The sequence below is a fragment of the Nostoc sp. genome, from assembly GCF_036919895.1.
GTDB lineage: Bacteria > Cyanobacteriota > Cyanobacteriia > Cyanobacteriales > Nostocaceae > Nostoc.
The window spans coordinates 53292-70139 of sequence record NZ_JBALBW010000077.1 but is presented as its reverse complement, the minus strand read 5'-3'; the positions used below and the strand labels follow the sequence as shown (position 1 = coordinate 70139).

The following is a 16848-nucleotide window of genomic DNA, read 5'->3' as shown; positions in this document are numbered from 1 at the left end:
GAATTCTTTCCCAGTCCCCAGTCCCCAGTCCCCATTCTTCAACGCGGTTCTTGAGGTATATTCAACGGCTGTCCATTCCGGTCGTATACTAAAACATCCCACTGCCCGTTGTTACTGGACTCAAAAGCAATCCTACTACCGTCAGCGCTGATTGTAGGGTTGCGGACTTCAGCTTGGAGGTTATTAGTCAAATTTCGTGATTGGCGTGTTTCTCGGTCATAAAGAAAAATAGCCGATCGCCCCTGACGGCTAGCCGCAAACACAATATAACGACCATCTTGTGAAACACTAGGATGATTTGCGATCGCATCAAAGGAATTTAAACCTGGCAAATCAACCAAATCGCGAGTCACCGTATCAAACATATAAACATCTTGGCTACCGCGCCGGTCAGTAATAAAAACAATGTATCTCCCAGAAATTTGGGGGTTTAATTCCGACGCTAAACTATTGAGACTCCGACCCCCCGGATCAAAGGGATAACTCAAAAGGCGAGGGTAGCCAAAACACCCAGTTAATAAACTTAAGCAGAAAAATACAGGTATAAATAAAATACGTTTCATATAATTAGTCATTAGTCAATCGTCTCACAACTCCTAACTCCTAACTTCTAACTCCTAACTCCTACGGTGGTGAACCTACGGTTGCACCGTTAGGAATATCTAACTCAATATTTGGCCCTCGGTCTAGGACTTCAATATCCCACTGACCACGACTGGCACTTTCAAAGACAATATAACGTCCGTCTGGGCTGATATCTGGTTTTCTGATCCAGCCGCGATAGGTTGGTGTGACGATTTGCGACTGTTGTGTAGCGCGATCGTAAAGCGCCACCACCGCCCTACCTTGGTCGCTAGTAAGATAAGCAATATAACGCCCGGTGTAGCTCAAACTGGGACTTTCGGCAATTGTCTCTGCTCGGTTTATACCTGGTGTGCTAATAAATTGTTGCCTCTCCAAATCGAAAACCAGTAGCTGCTGATTACCATTCCGATTAGATACAAACGCTAAAAAGCGCCCATTTCCACTCAAAGCAGGTTGCTCTTCGGTGTAGCGACTGTTGAGAGAAGTAGGCCCGATGAGAATATCGTTAGAACCACAAGATGCAAGCAAACCTGTTAAACCAAAAACCAGGCTCCAATGAATTGGTCTTTGGAGCCAAAATGTAGGCGTAAATTTTTCCACCTCAACTGTTTTCCGTCGCCTTTAAACCTACTAACACGCCAACTGTTTTAAACATCGTCATCAAAATCGGTCGAATTATCTGGCCCCTGATTTGGCTTTTCAATGGGGTTGTATGGTACATAATCAGTTGGGATCGCCTCATCATCTTCGCGCGGTCTTCGAGAAGTTGAGTCAGCGGGTGGACGACGCTTTCTTGGTCTGGGAGCGGCATCATCTTCCCGGCTTTCTGGACGTTGAGAACCGTTATTATTACGGCGAGAAGGTTTTCTGACTTCCCCTCCCGAACTTTCCCAATCATCAACTTGCCTAGATGAAGAACCCCAATTTTCATCTTCAGAGTTTTCAGAAGGGCGATTCACAGGACGGCCAGAAGTCCGTCGCCGCGTTCTGTCAGTTGGAGACTGTCTTTCACTACTAGTGCTATTGCGGCGTTCAGGACGACGGGGGGGTTGCTCCTCGTAGTAGTTATCACGAGTGGAAATTTCATCCCTGCTACCCCGAATCCGGGCACGCACGGGGCGTTCTTCCTCGTCTTCATAAGGCAATGGCTCTAAGTCTGCATCCATTTCAGCTTGATACTTTTTGCGATCGTTGTAGGAATAGCGATCGCTAACCGGCCGATCTTCATCCACAATCGGAGTGTTACGCTTTGCTTGCTGGGTAGCTATACTCCGCAGACGAATACTTTCAACTGCAAAAAATACAGTTGTGCCAACTAAAAGCAGTTGACCAAATTGGAGAATCGGGTCTAGCCGCCATCCTTGAAACACGAGAATGAAACCGCAAAGCAAACCGACTGCCGCAAAAAAGATATCTTGATCCCGTGACAATTCTGGACGCACAGTGCGGAGAAAATACAGTGCTGCCCCAGCCACAGCCAGGAAAATTCCTAGAATACTGGCTGAGTTTGCCCCAAAATTTACCTGAGCCAGAAAACTGGCTGAGTTCAGCCCAAAATTTATCATTGCTGTTTTCCCAATATCAAATCTATGTTAGCGAGTCACAATTAAAATCACTACTCTAATTAGTCACGATAAATATTGAAGCTTCAAAGCCTCTGGCAAAGAAGCTCTGAAGCTGTTCACCGAAAAGTAAAAACACCTATGTCTGTCATCTATAACTACCACCAGCCGCAGTTTATGCTGCTTTTGGTGAAATAAATGTAAATAGCTGACAGACAATCGATTATGAGAGTTAATTTAACTCTCATAAGCATTATGAACGCTGAATTTTATCTTTTTGGCTAATGAAAATTAGACCAACTGTAACGGGTATTACAACAATTGCAGTACCCCAAGCCAAACTCCAAAGAAAATTTGCTAAAGAAGGCGTCATACTTCTCAACCTTTTTTTACACACTTCATCCTAATTTTAATAGTGTATTACTTTCTTGAGAAGCCTCTAAGTCGGAACTGCAAAACTTGGTGATTGCTGTGAACGAGTTTGCTTTTTTATTCCAGATAGAAGTGACAGCATTTGGTTAAAATGATCAGAGTGCTTTACAAAGCTTCAAATTTTGTGGCGATGTCAACGACGGGCTACGCCTACACGAAGCGCAGCTTGCCGTTTGCCTAAGTCTTTCTTTCTTTACAGATAGTACCTTAAACCGATGACTGGTGTTGATCTGACTGCTTGGATTCTTGGCCCTGTGTTAGGGGTGATGACATTTTTATTTATATTTCGGATCATTCTCACTTGGTATCCGCAAGTGAATCTGAATCGTTTGCCCTTTAACTTAATAGCTTGGCCTACCGAACCATTTTTAGTGCCATTGCGAAAACTGGTACAACCTATAGGCGGAGTGGATATTACACCTATTATTTGGGTTGGTATCTTTAGTCTGCTGCGAGAAATATTACTAGGTCAACAAGGATTGTTGACTATGGCATCTCGTGTAAATTAGGGAATTGGGAATTGGGAATTGGGAATTGGAGAGAAGTCAAAATTACCTCTTTCCCCTCTGCTCCCTGCTCCCCTGCCCTCTTCCCAGTCCCCAATCCCCTATCCGTTCATCTCCTGGACAAAATTTGTATAGACATTACCCTGCAAAAATTGTGGAGTTTCCATAATTTTTTGATGGAACCCGATAGTGGTGGGTAGTCCAGTGATGGCACATTCCCGGAGTGCGCGTTTCATGCGGTTGATAGCAGTGGGTCGGTCTGGGGCCCAAACAATTAACTTGCCAATCAAGGAATCGTAGTAAGGCGGGATTTGGTAATCTGTGTAAACGTGAGAATCAATCCGAACACCAGGGCCTCCAGGCGGCAGATAGCCACTAATCCGTCCTGGAGAGGGGCGAAAGTCATGATCGGGATCTTCAGCGTTGATCCGGCATTCAATCGAATGACCCCGCAAAACTACTTCCTCTTGGGTAAGTTTAAGTCTTTCCCCTTGAGCAATCCGAATTTGCTCGGCAACCAAATCTATCCCAGTAATCATCTCTGTTACAGGATGTTCCACTTGAATTCGGGTGTTCATTTCCATAAAGTAGAATTTACCGGATCTATCCAAGAGAAACTCAATAGTACCCGCCCCACTGTAATTAATAAATTGGGCAGCTTTGACAGCAGCTTGTCCCATTTTCTCACGTAGGTCTTGGTCGAGAGCCGGACTGGGAGCTTCTTCTAGTAGTTTTTGGTTCCGGCGCTGAATTGAGCAATCGCGTTCGCCTAAGTGGATGACATTACCGTAGTTATCCGCCAAAATTTGAAATTCGATGTGGCGGGGACGTTCAATAAATTTTTCGATGTAAACGCCAGAATTCCCAAAAGCTGCTCCTGCTTCTCCTTGCGCTGCTAGGAAAAGTTTCACAAATTCATCTTCAGAACGAACTAGGCGCATACCCCGTCCGCCACCGCCGGCTGTGGCTTTAATCATCACTGGATAGCCGATATCTTTGGCGAATTTTAATCCTTCTTCCTCAGATTCTACTAACCCCTCAGTACCTGGGACTGTCGGAACTCCAGCTTTTTGCATGGTTTCTTTGGCAGTGGATTTATCCCCCATCAGCTTGATAGCTTCTGGAGTTGGGCCGATAAAAGCAATATGATGGTCAGCACAGATTTCCGCAAACCGGGCATTTTCTGCCAAAAAGCCATAGCCTGGATGAATGGCAGTGGCATTGCGCGTCAGGGCTGCGGCAATAATATTGGGAATATTCAAATAACTTTTACTGCTAGCTGGTTCGCCAATGCAAACCGCTTCATCAGCAAGTTGGACGTGGAGAGCATTCCGGTCAACGGTGGAGTGAACCGCGACTGTGGCAATTCCCATTTCTTCACAGGCGCGGAGAATGCGAAGGGCGATTTCTCCCCGATTGGCAATTAATATTTTGTCAAACTTCATTTTTTAGTTTCGATATCATTACCAGTAGATTGACATTTTCCCCGATCCAACTTGAAACGACGCTTCCGCATTATTTAAAATTATCACAGGAGATTCGCCACCCTGACTCTAAGCAAATTCAAGATTGCAGGCTTGCTGCCTCTACAGGTTTTACTACACTAACAACATTGCTGCTGTAAGTCATGGCTAGCTTGCCAAACTGGGCTTTTGCGATCCGCGATCGCACCGCATCTCCCAAAGTCGCTCTACCCTTTTTAATATCACTTGTGCAGATGCTAAATTTCTGTCAGTCTGATACCGCCTTGAATAAATTTATATTTTTGATAAATATAACTTTAGATATCACCTTACTATAATTATTTTCTTATGCTATAGTCTATCTTTAGACAAGCCGTGCGGATGTGGCGGAATTGGTATACGCGCACGCTTGAGGTGCGTGTGGGCAATGCCCTTGCGAGTTCGAGTCTCGCTATCCGCATATTTTTGTTTGTCAAGGGTCAATAGTCAAGGGTCAATAGACCTGAGACTATTGACCCTTAAATCTTGGTATAGCTCTGTTTTTTATGCTTTTATAGAGATACGTGAAGTTTTGTAAAAAGCATTGAGTATTACTTTTACGCCGATAAATAACTTAAAGCAGCCAGCAGCTTGGCATCGCCTCACTCCGATTTGGCAAGGAGGGGAGGAAGTAATTCAAAAAAGTTTACCTCACACTCAGCTAGCACCGGCTTGGCAGCTTATGCTTTTGGGTGATGGCTCTCCAACACGTCACTTAGAATTGCTTACAGGCGAGTCTATAGAAGTAGATGTCATTGATATGTCATTGATTGGCATGGATTTGGATGCTGCACCTGATTTAATTCAAGCTGTCCCAGGGCCACGACTACGGCGACAAGTGTGGCTGCGGACTGCTTCTGGTCAACGATTAGCTTATGCTACCTCGTGGTGGGAAGCCAGTCATGTAGATGAGTATTTGCAAAATCGTTCATTACCAATTTGGGCAAGTTTAGCTCGTCTCCGCACAGAGTTGTACCGGGATGTTCGCGGGATTTACTATGGTGACTCATTGGCGCTAGAGTCTGGTTTTGGCGTAACTGGGCCTTTTTGGGGTCGTCATTACTTGTTTTGGCATCATGGACAGCCACTAACCTTAATTTATGAAGTTTTTTCGCCTTATTTAACTAAATATTTGGGAGCGATGCAATTAAATTCCCAAAATCAGTAAAATTCTGCGATCGCTACCGAGCAAAGCCAAATAGCTAAAATTGACTTGTAGCTTTTTCCAGTTACTTGTATCCTCAAATTGCTTGGAATCACAGATTTACTTGCGAAAATTTTCCGACTAAGGAATTAATCTTAGCGAAACGTCCTACTAAATTCAACAAAGCGTGTTAAAAATGGTAACTGAGTCAAAAACACAGCTTTTGAAAGACTAGGTAAAGTTGATTATATAAGTAGCATCAGCATCTAAGGTAGAAAAATTTAATCCAATTAGCTGCCTTAAAGAATGGTTAAACCAGTTGATGTACTTGACTAATCAAGCAAGTAATGATTTTGCAAGTATAAGGTATAGGTTTCAATGGCACCGCCTCTTGTGTCTGTTCCGATGAAGAAAAAAAAGAAACCGTCTCTGGTGCTGACGCTCTCGGCTGCTGGGCTGTTGATTGGTGCGGGGACTCTAGCATACTGGTTCTTAAGCCAGAGACAAATATCTTCCAGCGATTTGCTCGTAGGTGCAAATATTATTCCTGGTGATGCGCTTTTTGCGGTTTCTCTGACAACAGATCCCCAGCAGTGGCAGAAACTGCGACAGTTTGGGACAAAAGAAACCCAAGCAGAACTGGACAAAAATTTAGTAGAATTGCGCGATCGCTTTCTGACTAATAATGGTTATGACTTCCAGAAAGATATCGCCCCTTGGGTAGGCAATGACGTTACAATCGCAATTCTTGCCCCAGCAACAGCGAGTAAAGCTGCACCTAAACCAGTTACCACTAATGAAGATACTGCTAGCGATCAGCAGTCGATGGTAATGGTATTACCAGTAAAAAACCCAGAAATCGCCAAGAATATTTTGGCACAACCCAAAACCCTTAAACAAGGCAAATGGATTGACCGGATTTATCAAGGGATCGCCATCAAACAAAGTGAGGGACAAGCAGGGGAAAACTTCTCAGCAGCATTACTAGATGGGCGTTTTTTAGTCATCACTGATAGTCCCAAAGCCACAGAACGAGCGATCGATGCCTACAAAAATCAAACATCCCTAGCGACAACAGGGGGCTTTGCTGAGAATTTTCCCAAAATTGCCAACGATCAACCCTTTGGCCAGTTTTACGTAAATGTGCCAACAGCAGCCAAAATAGCCGCGGCTTCTCCAAATCGCCCTTTACCTGCTCAAGTTTTGGCTCAACTGCAAAACAACCAAGGTTTAGCGGGGACAATGACTTTAGAGGCAGAAGGAATCCGCTTTAAGGGCGTTTCTTGGTTAAACCCTAATAGTCAACGGGTGCTGGCGGTAGAAAACAACGCAGGAAAAATGCAAAGCAGCCTACCAGCAGAAACCTTAATGATGCTTTCAGGGGGAAACTTACAGAGATTGTGGGGAGATTACGTTTTAACATCTCAGGGAAATCCCTTGTCACCGATCGCACCAGAACAACTCAGAGGTGGGATAAAATCTCTTACCACTCTCGATTTAGATAAGGATTTGCTCAGTTGGATGAAAGGTGAGTTTTCCTTATCAGTGATTCCTAGTAGTCAAAAAGAAGGTTCACCAGACAATTTTCGTTCGGGTTTAGTGTTTATGGTACAAAGCAGCAATCGTAATTTAGCTGAAGCATCCATAAAACAGCTAGATGATGTGATGAAAAATCAATACCAATTCCAAGTCCAATCGGCGAAAGTTGCAGGACAACCCGTTGTTAATTGGGTTTCACCTTATGGTACATTAACTGCCACCCACGGCTGGTTAGATGGAGATATCGCCTTTCTAGTAGTGGGCGCTCCTATCACTGATAAGATTGTTCCCAAACCCAACAACACACTAGCTAGCACGATTCCATTCCAACAAACAGTTCCTACAGAACCAAATCCGACAAATGGTCAATTTTTCCTGGATGTGGAACGAACTGTGAAAAATTTCCCTTTACCAACTCTAATTTCCAATCAACAAATTTTGCTTGATGCAACGCGCTCAATTGGAATGACATCCGCCGTCAGCGACAGTCGTAGTAACCTCTACGATATTTTTATAGGACTCAAAAAAGTCAGTAACACGACTCCGTTACCTAGCCCAGAAAGCAATAATAGCAACTCTTCTAAATAAGAGAGCAGGGGGTAGGGAGCAGGGAGATTAGTTTGGGAGCATCCACTTTTGGAAGAAACACCGGGCGATTGGAAATCGCGGCTATATAGACTAAACCCGCCTGCGCGGGTTTTAGGGATTTCCAAGGAATAAATTATCCTAAAAAACGAACCACAGAGACGCAGAGAACACAGAGAGAAGAGAGATTAAGAGGATTTTTGCGTCAGCTTTGGAATATTTTTTTATTTGGAAGTCCCTTATAGAGTCCGCTCAGGCGGACTTCGTTTGTATAGCCCCAGACTTCTAGTCTGTTCGCGTAGCCTGCGCCTTAGCGCAGGGGCGATCTGCCAAAACGGGATGCTCCCGATTAGTTTTCCCCTCAGCCTCTTTTCAATTCCCAATTCCCAATTCCCAATTCTCAATGCCCAATTCCCAATTCCCCTGTTTCATAACCCTGTAAACATATAGGATCAGAATAGTCAGAATCCATATTTTAAATCATTCACGGAGAGAACACTTTATGAACCTGGTTGTACTCCAGAACTGGCTGGACAATGCCTCCTTTGCCATATTATTCCTAACAATGCTGGTGTATTGGGGAGGAGCGGCTTTTCCGAATCTGCCTTATCTAGCCGCTTTGGGGACAGCTGGGATGGCGATCGCTAATTTGTGCATGGCGACTCTACTAGGGGCAAGATGGATAGAAGCTGGTTATTTTCCCCTAAGTAATCTCTATGAATCTCTATTTTTCTTAACTTGGGGAATTACCACCGTCCATCTAATTGCTGAAAGTAGTAGCCGTAGCCGCTTAGTAGGAGTTGTTACATCTCCAGTGGCAATGTCGATCGCAGCTTTTGCTACTTTGACGCTACCATCCCAAATGCAGCTGTCAGAACCCTTAGTACCTGCTTTGAAGTCAAATTGGCTGATGATGCATGTTAGCGTCATGATGTTGAGTTATTCTGCTTTGATGGTGGGTGCATTATTAGCGATCGCTTTTCTGATTGTCACTCGCGGTCAAAACATCCAACTACAAGGCAGTTCTGTAGGTACTGGTGGCTATCGCAGCAACGGCTACCGCTTGCACAAAGCAGCTGAACTAATTTCTCAACCACCAGCCCCTTCTGCCGAAAATAACGGCTTTGCTCGTTTTGAAAGTAGTAGCAACGGCAACGCTAACGCTAACACTGCTGTTTTGAATTTAGTAACTACCTCTGAACCTCAAACCGTAGCATCTGCCGAACCTCTTTCACCTCAGCGCCTTAGCCTTGCCGAAACCCTCGACAATATCAGCTATCGCATCATCGGATTAGGATTTCCCCTGCTAACAATTGGCATTATTGCCGGTGGTGTTTGGGCTAATGAAGCCTGGGGTTCCTATTGGAGTTGGGATCCTAAAGAAACTTGGGCATTAATCACCTGGTTAGTCTTCGCCGCCTACCTCCACGCCAGAATTACTCGCGGTTGGCAAGGGCGCAGTCCCGCAATTTTAGCCTCCACTGGCTTTGTTGTTGTCTGGGTTTGCTATCTGGGTGTAAATCTTTTGGGTAAAGGTTTGCATTCTTACGGTTGGTTTTTTTAGTAATCGTTTAAATAAAACTACCCCACCCTAACCCTCTCCTTGTAAAGGGGAGGGTTAGGGTGGGGTAAAAACCAAATTCGTAAACTACTTGAGGGTTGGGGAGGGGTAACGCGAGAATTATAGGCTAATTTATTGGACATTAAATTATTACTAAATTTTTATTTGAGCAGCACTAAATCTATAAAATCATCATTTTATTTCGGATGAACTGTTATATCTCTGGAAAATATAGATTTATTGACAGGAGTTTTTTATGGAAGATGGATTTGAGAGACTGAATCACGATGAAGTTGTGTCTATAGAACCAGACACTTTTAATAAGTTAAATATTGCTAAAACTTTTAAAGTCCGTGATTTGATTACAGCAATTAAAGAATATATTGGAGCGGAAGAAACGGATGAAGTAAATTTGTATACCCAAGGATTAAACTGTGAGGTTCTACAATTTAGTACTCAGGGATGGAAAAAAGGAAAAGTTAGACTTGCTTTAGAATTTTGTCCTGATGAATCTGAGTCACCGCTTGATGAAATTTTTCAAAGACTCAAACAAGTAGAAAACTAATACCCAATAAGCAAAAGATCCCCGATTGATCTAAGAAGAAATTGGGGATTTGATTTTTTTGATGTTTGCAAATAAAATTCGACTATACGTAAGGGTAACGCCCCTGCAAATCTATTGGTACTCCGAACGATGCCTTCGGCAGGCTTCCTCTTAATTACAGATGGATATCTGGTGAGGAAATATGACCTAAATGTACACAAAATAATGTATATCTGATTTAATGTGGATTGCTAAAATCGCGATCGCATTAGTCAGAGCAGCTATGCACACACTTGGCAACACAACTCCATCATTGGGCTACATCTTAGCACTAGACTTAGGTACAACAGGCAACCGCGCCTTTGTCTTTAACGCAGACGGCAAGATTGTTGGGCAGGCATATAAAGAACTAACTCAGTATTATCCGCAGCCCGGATGGTTAGAACACGATCCTCAACAAATCTGGAAAGATACGTGTTGCGTGATGCAAACTGCAATTGAGAACGCCCAAATTATTCCATCAGCGATCGCAGCTTTGGGACTAACTGTACAGCGCGAAACCTGCTTGATTTGGGACAAAACCACTGGTAAACCACTCCATAGAGCGATCGTCTGGCAAGATCGCCGCACTGCTCCCCTTTGTCACCAGTTACAAGAGCAAGGCTATGCTGATGAAATTTACGATCGCACCGGATTAATCATTGATGCTTATTTTTCTGCTACCAAACTCAGGTGGCTATTAGACAAGGTTACAGATGTTGACCTGAACAATGTCTTAGCAGGCACTATTGACACCTGGGTGTTGTGGAATCTTACAGGCGGAAAAGTCCATGCCACTGACCACAGCAACGCCAGCCGGACAATGTTGATGAATCTCAAAACCTGTGAGTGGGATGAGAAATTACTGGATCTGTTTCAGATTCCGGCTGAGATTTTGCCCCAGATTCAGCCTAGTTTAGGAATGTTTGGAGTTACTGATGCCACCTTGTTGGGCGCTGAAATTCCCATTACAGCTATCTTGGGAGATCAACAAGCGGCTTTATTTGGTCATGGCTGCGATCGCCCCGGTTTGATGAAATGTACTTACGGGACTGGCAGCTTTTTGGTAGCTCACACAGGCGATCGAATTGTGCGAGCGCACAATCAACTTATTTCCACGGTGGCATGGACACAAGCAAATCCAAGGGGAGCATTGAACGTAGGCTATGCCCTTGAAGGTAGTATGTTTACTAGTGGAGCTTGTATTCAATGGTTGCGCGATCGCCTCAAACTGATTAAAACTGCTGCTGAAAGTGAAACGATGGCAAATCAGGTAACAGATAATGGCGGAGTCTACTTTGTGCCTGCATTTAGTGGACTAGGCGCACCCTATTGGGATATGAGCGCTAGGGGAGCCTTTTTCGGCATTACCGCCAGTGTCCAACCAGAGCATCTAGTACGCGCCGTGTTGGAAGCGATCGCTTACCAAGTTCTGGAGGTAGTGCAAGCAATTAATGAATCTAGTAGTAATCCAGTTGGACGATTAACCGTAGATGGTGGTGCTTGTGAGAATAATTTTTTGATGCAGTTCCAGGCTGATGTATTAGGTATTCCAGTTGAACGGCCGATAATGCGCGATACGACCGTTCAGGGTGCAGCATTTGCAGCAGGTTTAGCTGTAGGATTTTGGGAAAGCTATGAAGCACTGGTGCAGCAACGGCAAATTGAGCGTGTATTTGAGCCAAAAAGCAATGAGCCATTATCCAATTTTGGTACTTGGCAAAAAGCAGTGAAACGAACTCTCGCTTGGGAGGAGTAGTTACCTTTTGATCGTGTTAATTTCTGTGTATCCAAAAAATTTACTTTGGGCAATGAACAACAAGGATCAGAGCCGAATGGCACTAAGAAAAGGGAAAATCGTTGAGGCAGCAGGGGTGCAGAGGAGCAGAGGAGCGGAGGAGCAGGGGAGAAAGAAGAAGTTTAAGGCTTGCGTTCGGATATTTAGAAATTCCCCCCTGCTCCCCTGCAATCCTTACACTGCCTACCCTTCAGCTTAACTTAGTGCCATTCGGATCAGAGCCTTTTGGAAGATCCTTTAGAAGATGTATAAATATATAACGTAAACTACTATCGGTCAAAATATCACTCATATATTCATATATAAGGATGCTTCCCGCATGATTACTAAACCTAAGATTTTTATTGATGGCGAATCAGGAACCACAGGCTTACAAATTTACTCACGTCTCAATCAACGGGATGATATCGAGTTAGTTAGCATTGAGGCATCTAAACGTAGAGATGCAAGTGAGCGAGCTAAACTAATCAATGCCGTCGATGTTGTTATTCTCTGCCTACCTGATGATGCAGCCCGCGAAGCTGTTAGCTTAGTAAGTAGTACTACGGTTAAGATTCTTGATGCGAGTAGTGCCTATCGCACAGCTAATGGCTGGGTATATGGGTTCCCTGAAATTAATCCAGGACAACGAGAGAAAATCGCCAGCGCCCAATTTGTTAGCAATCCAGGTTGTTATCCCACAGGATTTTTAGCCTGTATCCGTCCGTTAATTGCTAAGGAACTTTTAAAAAATAATTTTCCTATCACTGTTAATGCAGTATCAGGTTACTCCGGTGGCGGAAAGAATCTCATCAATCAATACCATACCTTCCACGAACAGCAAGCTGAGGGCGAGTCACTATATCCATACGGGATCTACGGTTTGCAGTTTGGACATAAGCACGTTAAGGAAATGCATTATTATTCAGGGTTAGCATCGCCGCCACTGTTCGTACCGTCAGTAGGGGATTTTGAGCAAGGGATGCTAGTTCAAGTGCCTTTGCCGTTAGGAACTTTGGATAATCCACCATCAGGTGAGGTAATCTATGAAGCGATCGCTAATTACTACCAAGGTGAAAAATTTGTGCAGGTTGCTCCATACCAAGATTCTACTCTGCTGCGAGACGGAGTATTTTTGGATGCGATCGCCATGAACGGCACTAATATTGTTCAAGTTTTTGTATTCGCCAATAACACCACCAAAGAAGCGTTGCTAGTTGCTCGTCTCGACAACTTAGGCAAAGGCGCATCAGGAGCCGCAATCCAAAACCTAAACATCATGCTGGGCTTTCCAGAAGAATTGGGATTGTTATGAAAAAGCATTAGGAAATAGGGAACCCGGATTTATCATCACATCTCGATTAAGCCTGCGCTTGACCAGAGGAACAGGGGAGAGTTCAAATACCAAGTTCTTTCCTCTCTGCTCCTCATTATATATTCTGGTATAAAAAAATTGGTATTCCAGTTAACACGCAATAAAGCTTGATGCATGGTTCAATTAGATACTAAAGCCCCAAAAGCCGGAAATATCTATATTTGGAGATGTGGTCGGATGGTTTTACCTAAGATATATAAGACTTTTTTGATAATAGCTACTGTTACACTCGTGACAGTATTGGCAGTTTCAGGGTTTGCTAAAACAAAACCTCAACACAATATAATAATTTTTATTACCGATGGATTGCGGCCTAGTAAAGTTAATGCTCAAGAAACTCCTAATCTTCATGAGATTCGCCAACAGGGTGTAAGCTTTGTCAATAGCCATTCACTCTTTCCTACTTTTACTACTGCTAATGCTTCTGCGATCGCAACTGGACATTATCTCGGTGATACTGGTGATTTCAGCAATACAATTAATGTTGGCTTTCCTGTCAAAAATGCCAGTAATAGCCCCCTTCCTTTCTTAGAAAACAATGCTGTTTTAGGGGAAATTAGCCAACACTTTGATGGCAATTACTTAAACGAAGAAAGCTTATTAGATGCCGCGCGTAAAGCTGGATTTAGTACCGCCGCCGTTGGCAAGATTGGCCCAGTATTAATTCAAAATGTTACTCAACGAACTGGTAAATCTACAATCATAATTGATGATGCCACCGGTTCTCAAACAGGAATTCCTTTGAGTTCTGAAATAGCTGGATTGTTAACAAAAAATGGCATTGACTTAAAATCACCGACACGAGGAGATAATGGCAAATCTGGCAGCAGTACAGTACCAGGCACGAAAGTCGCTAATATATTTCAACAACAATACTTTGCCGATATAACCACAAAAGTGCTATTGCCTCTATTCAAACAACGGCAAAAACCTTTTGCTTTAATTTATTGGTCACGCGATCCCGATGGAACTCAGCATAACCAAGGTGATAGCTTAAACACTCTTACTCCAGGGATTAATGGCCCCACTTCACTTGCAGGTCTTCAAAATGTCGATAACAATCTCGGTCAAATCCGTACCGTTCTCAAACAGCTAAATTTAGAAGCTTCTACAGATATTTTTGTGACAGCCGATCACGGTTTTTCTACTATCAGCAAGGAGAGCAAAACCAGCTATTCAAAGACACTTGATTATCCAGATATTATGAAAGGATTTTTGCCACCTGGTTTTCTAGCTATTGATATTGCTCATGGTTTAGGATTGCCTTTATTCGATCCAGATAAGCAAAATGTTGCGGTCGAGCCAACTCAGGGTCAGTTTTCTAAAAATGGTTTGATTGCTAAAGATCCCAATAAACCTGATGTGTTAGTGGCTGCTAATGGTGGTTCAGATTTGATTTATTTACCTAATAGTACAAATAACAAAGCACTTGCTAAACAAGTTGTAGATATCCTCTTAAAAGAAGATTATGTTAGCGGTTTATTTGTAAATGATACATTAGGTTCGATTCCAGGGACTTTACCCTTGAGTGCGATCGCACTTAATGGTAAATCTCATCTTCCTAGCCCTGCGATCGCAGTAAACTTTCGGACATTTGATACTGGCTGTGGCGACCCAACTGCTTGCGGTGTCGAAGTTGCAGACACTTCTTTGCAGCAAGGACAGGGGATGCATGGGTCTTTTAGTCGTGCTGATACTTACAATTATATGGCTGCGATCGGCCCTGACTTTAAAAAAGCTTTTGTAGACCGAGTACCAGTGAGTAATGCTGATGTGGCTATTACCTTGGCTAAGATTTTAAATTTGAATATTCCTCATCAAGGAAAACTTATAGGTCGTGTTTTAAATGAATCTTTGGTCAGAGGAGTAAAAAAAGTTTATTTTAAATCTAATACTTTGACATCTCAACCAAGTACTAATGGATTAAAAACAATCTTGAAGTATCAAACTGTTGGCTCAACTCGATATTTTGACGTTGCTGGTTTTCCTGGTCGGACACTCGGTTTAGCAAAATAGTCCGCCATTGGTATATTTAAATCTTTGAAACTCTCAAGACTATTTCATTCCTAGAAACTAAAGAAAATGTAGCAATAAACATAAGTAAGTTTATTCTTTAGAGCTTCTTAACAACTCCAATTTTTCCCTAGATTTTAATTCTTAAAAGCTATTTATAACGCGTTTTTTAAGTGATTATCATCACTATTTTTTGTTTGTACTTTTGACATACTTGAATTTATAGGCAAAGTGGTATTAAATCATTTAATTTACGATAATAGTCACGTTATATATTCATTTCTATTATCAATACCTTAGTCAAATCAACTAAAACCAACCAAAGACCAACAAACACATTCGTTAATAATTTATTTTGTAGAGTCTGATTTAACAATGAGATAACAAGGTATAGATTATAATAATTTCATGCTAAAAAGTTTGTGATGAGTAGATATTCCAATTACACTTACTATATCCGTTCAGATAACCTAGACTTAATAGAACAGGCTGTAACCTACATTCTTGAGCAAGAAAACTCTCATCGTATTCCTTTGCCTCCCCTGTCTCTAGATGGTATAGAGCTATCCATCGAAGAAATTGAAAACGACGTTAAAAAACTGCGTCGTTATAACTCTAAGCTAAGTAGCGAACTATGGGCGTTTGGAGTTTTTGTTGGTGCGCTTGAATGGACGATTGTAAAAACTTTTCCTGATGAACTGCTATGTCGTCGAGCAAAAGATGCCGAACGACCCCGACTATCAGAACTAGCAATACACCTTGGTACTGATGCTTTCTATATAGGTTACGGCGAAGAAGGTAGTATTTTTATGGAAACGGATGCAAGAGGTGGCATTTTCACATCTGGCTCAGTTAATGAAGAACACTCAGAAGAAGGTAAATTTTTTGAAGAGCAGATTAACTTAGTAGATCGTATCCAATCACTAGAGCAGATGAAGCTGATGCACTCAAAAGTACCTCAACACTTCTTCTTGTTAAATGTTCCAGAACAGATACAAAAAGCAGAGCAAGAACTAAAAGAAGAGGAACATAAAAGGTTTGAGGAGTGGCAAGAGCAGTTTTTAGATGATTATACTAAACGTTATTTTTCTCTAATGGCATCCGATAAGTTGGAAAAGTGGAAGATAAAGTTTAGACAGAACAGCAATCACTTATTTAACAAAAAAGGAGGGAAGCAATTATTTCGAGCTTGGTCTAATGCATATACATGGCAGGACTTTCATGATATGCCTAGCGGTTGTTTTATCACATTTGAAAGAGCTATAGGACGATTATTAGGTGGTACACCTTCTTACTGGCATTTAGGAAGAGAACCTTTAGTGTACCGTGCCTACACTCAGCAAAAACAGTTAGAAACTGATGGAGCAAGGCTATTGTACTTTCGACCGGCAAGCTACGCAGTTAATTAGCGAATAGCCTATTATTTCCTGGTTTCCAGCTAACTCACTTCTTGTCTACTTTGTCAATGTGCAAATCCTAACACTATCAGTTTGATTGGCAGCATTTTGTAGATATTGGCACAAGTCCAGCGAACTTTTTCCGCTTCAGTTTAGCTAAAAACTTTCTTGTCACATCAACTTTATCAGTAAATCAAGACTAGTTAAACATTGCAGAAAGCGATTTGTGCGTAATAAAGCTTGTACAATTATCAAGGCGGTTTTTACTGCCAGAATACTTCTCAGGT

General features: G+C 42.6%; 15 protein-coding genes and 1 tRNA gene. 11 read left to right on the top strand and 5 right to left on the bottom strand.

Annotated features, from left to right (window positions below):
* Nucleotides 1-38 precede the first annotated feature (38 nt).
* The 4 genes from V7K55_RS15405 to psbX form a co-directional block, all read right to left on the bottom strand.
* The gene (locus V7K55_RS15405) at nt 39-563 is read right to left on the bottom strand and encodes a TolB family protein (protein ID WP_334832753.1); all 525 of its coding nucleotides are present in this window, start codon (nt 561-563) and stop codon (nt 39-41) included.
* Nucleotides 564-624: 61 nt separating this feature from the next.
* Nucleotides 625-1185 (bottom strand): TolB family protein, encoded by a 561-nt coding sequence (locus V7K55_RS15400; protein WP_334832667.1) that lies wholly within the window; start codon nt 1183-1185, stop codon nt 625-627.
* A 47-nt stretch (nt 1186-1232) separates the two neighbouring features.
* On the bottom strand, nt 1233-2150 hold the full coding sequence (locus tag V7K55_RS15395; RefSeq protein WP_334832665.1) for a Ycf66 family protein: 918 nt from the start codon (nt 2148-2150) through the stop codon (nt 1233-1235).
* A gap of 250 nt (nt 2151-2400) precedes the next feature.
* Nucleotides 2401-2520, bottom strand: coding sequence for a photosystem II reaction center X protein (psbX, locus tag V7K55_RS15390; RefSeq protein ID WP_094330563.1), 120 nt, complete (start codon nt 2518-2520; stop codon nt 2401-2403).
* Between the two features lie 274 nt (nt 2521-2794).
* Here psbX and V7K55_RS15385 point away from each other — a divergent pair, with 274 nt between their 5' ends.
* Entirely contained in the window at nt 2795-3088 is a 294-nt protein-coding gene (locus V7K55_RS15385; protein ID WP_094341548.1) for a YggT family protein, read from the top strand.
* 98 nt (nt 3089-3186) lie between these two features.
* Here the strand turns inward: V7K55_RS15385 and accC are convergent, their stop codons facing one another.
* Nucleotides 3187-4530, bottom strand: coding sequence for an acetyl-CoA carboxylase biotin carboxylase subunit (gene accC / locus V7K55_RS15380; RefSeq protein WP_334832663.1), 1344 nt, complete (start codon nt 4528-4530; stop codon nt 3187-3189).
* Nucleotides 4531-4712: 182 nt separating this feature from the next.
* Between accC and V7K55_RS15375 the strand changes: the two genes are divergently transcribed.
* The 10 genes from V7K55_RS15375 (at nt 4713) to V7K55_RS15330 (ending at nt 16573) form a co-directional block, all read left to right on the top strand.
* Entirely contained in the window at nt 4713-4886 is a 174-nt protein-coding gene (locus V7K55_RS15375; protein WP_334832661.1) for a hypothetical protein, read from the top strand.
* 39 nt (nt 4887-4925) lie between these two features.
* A tRNA-Leu gene (locus tag V7K55_RS15370) sits at nt 4926-5008 on the top strand.
* 123 nt (nt 5009-5131) lie between these two features.
* Nucleotides 5132-5755, top strand: coding sequence for a chorismate lyase (locus V7K55_RS15365; protein ID WP_334832659.1), 624 nt, complete (start codon nt 5132-5134; stop codon nt 5753-5755).
* 354 nt (nt 5756-6109) lie between these two features.
* Complete coding sequence (locus tag V7K55_RS15360) at nt 6110-7858, top strand: DUF3352 domain-containing protein (RefSeq protein WP_334832657.1); 1749 nt, start codon at nt 6110-6112, stop codon at nt 7856-7858.
* 499 nt (nt 7859-8357) lie between these two features.
* Nucleotides 8358-9419 carry a c-type cytochrome biogenesis protein CcsB gene (gene ccsB / locus V7K55_RS15355; protein ID WP_334832655.1) on the top strand — a complete coding sequence of 354 codons (1062 nt, stop codon included), beginning with the start codon at nt 8358-8360 and terminating at the stop codon, nt 9417-9419.
* 253 nt (nt 9420-9672) lie between these two features.
* The gene (locus V7K55_RS15350; protein ID WP_334832654.1) at nt 9673-9981 is read left to right on the top strand and encodes a KGK domain-containing protein; all 309 of its coding nucleotides are present in this window, start codon (nt 9673-9675) and stop codon (nt 9979-9981) included.
* 262 nt (nt 9982-10243) lie between these two features.
* Nucleotides 10244-11758 (top strand): glycerol kinase GlpK, encoded by a 1515-nt coding sequence (glpK, locus tag V7K55_RS15345; RefSeq protein WP_334832751.1) that lies wholly within the window; start codon nt 10244-10246, stop codon nt 11756-11758.
* Nucleotides 11759-12119: 361 nt separating this feature from the next.
* The gene (gene argC / locus V7K55_RS15340) at nt 12120-13091 is read left to right on the top strand and encodes an N-acetyl-gamma-glutamyl-phosphate reductase (protein ID WP_334832750.1); all 972 of its coding nucleotides are present in this window, start codon (nt 12120-12122) and stop codon (nt 13089-13091) included.
* 174 nt (nt 13092-13265) lie between these two features.
* Nucleotides 13266-15167, top strand: coding sequence for an alkaline phosphatase family protein (locus tag V7K55_RS15335; RefSeq protein ID WP_334832652.1), 1902 nt, complete (start codon nt 13266-13268; stop codon nt 15165-15167).
* Nucleotides 15168-15589: 422 nt separating this feature from the next.
* Entirely contained in the window at nt 15590-16573 is a 984-nt protein-coding gene (locus V7K55_RS15330) for a hypothetical protein (RefSeq protein WP_334832650.1), read from the top strand.
* Nucleotides 16574-16848 lie beyond the last annotated feature (275 nt).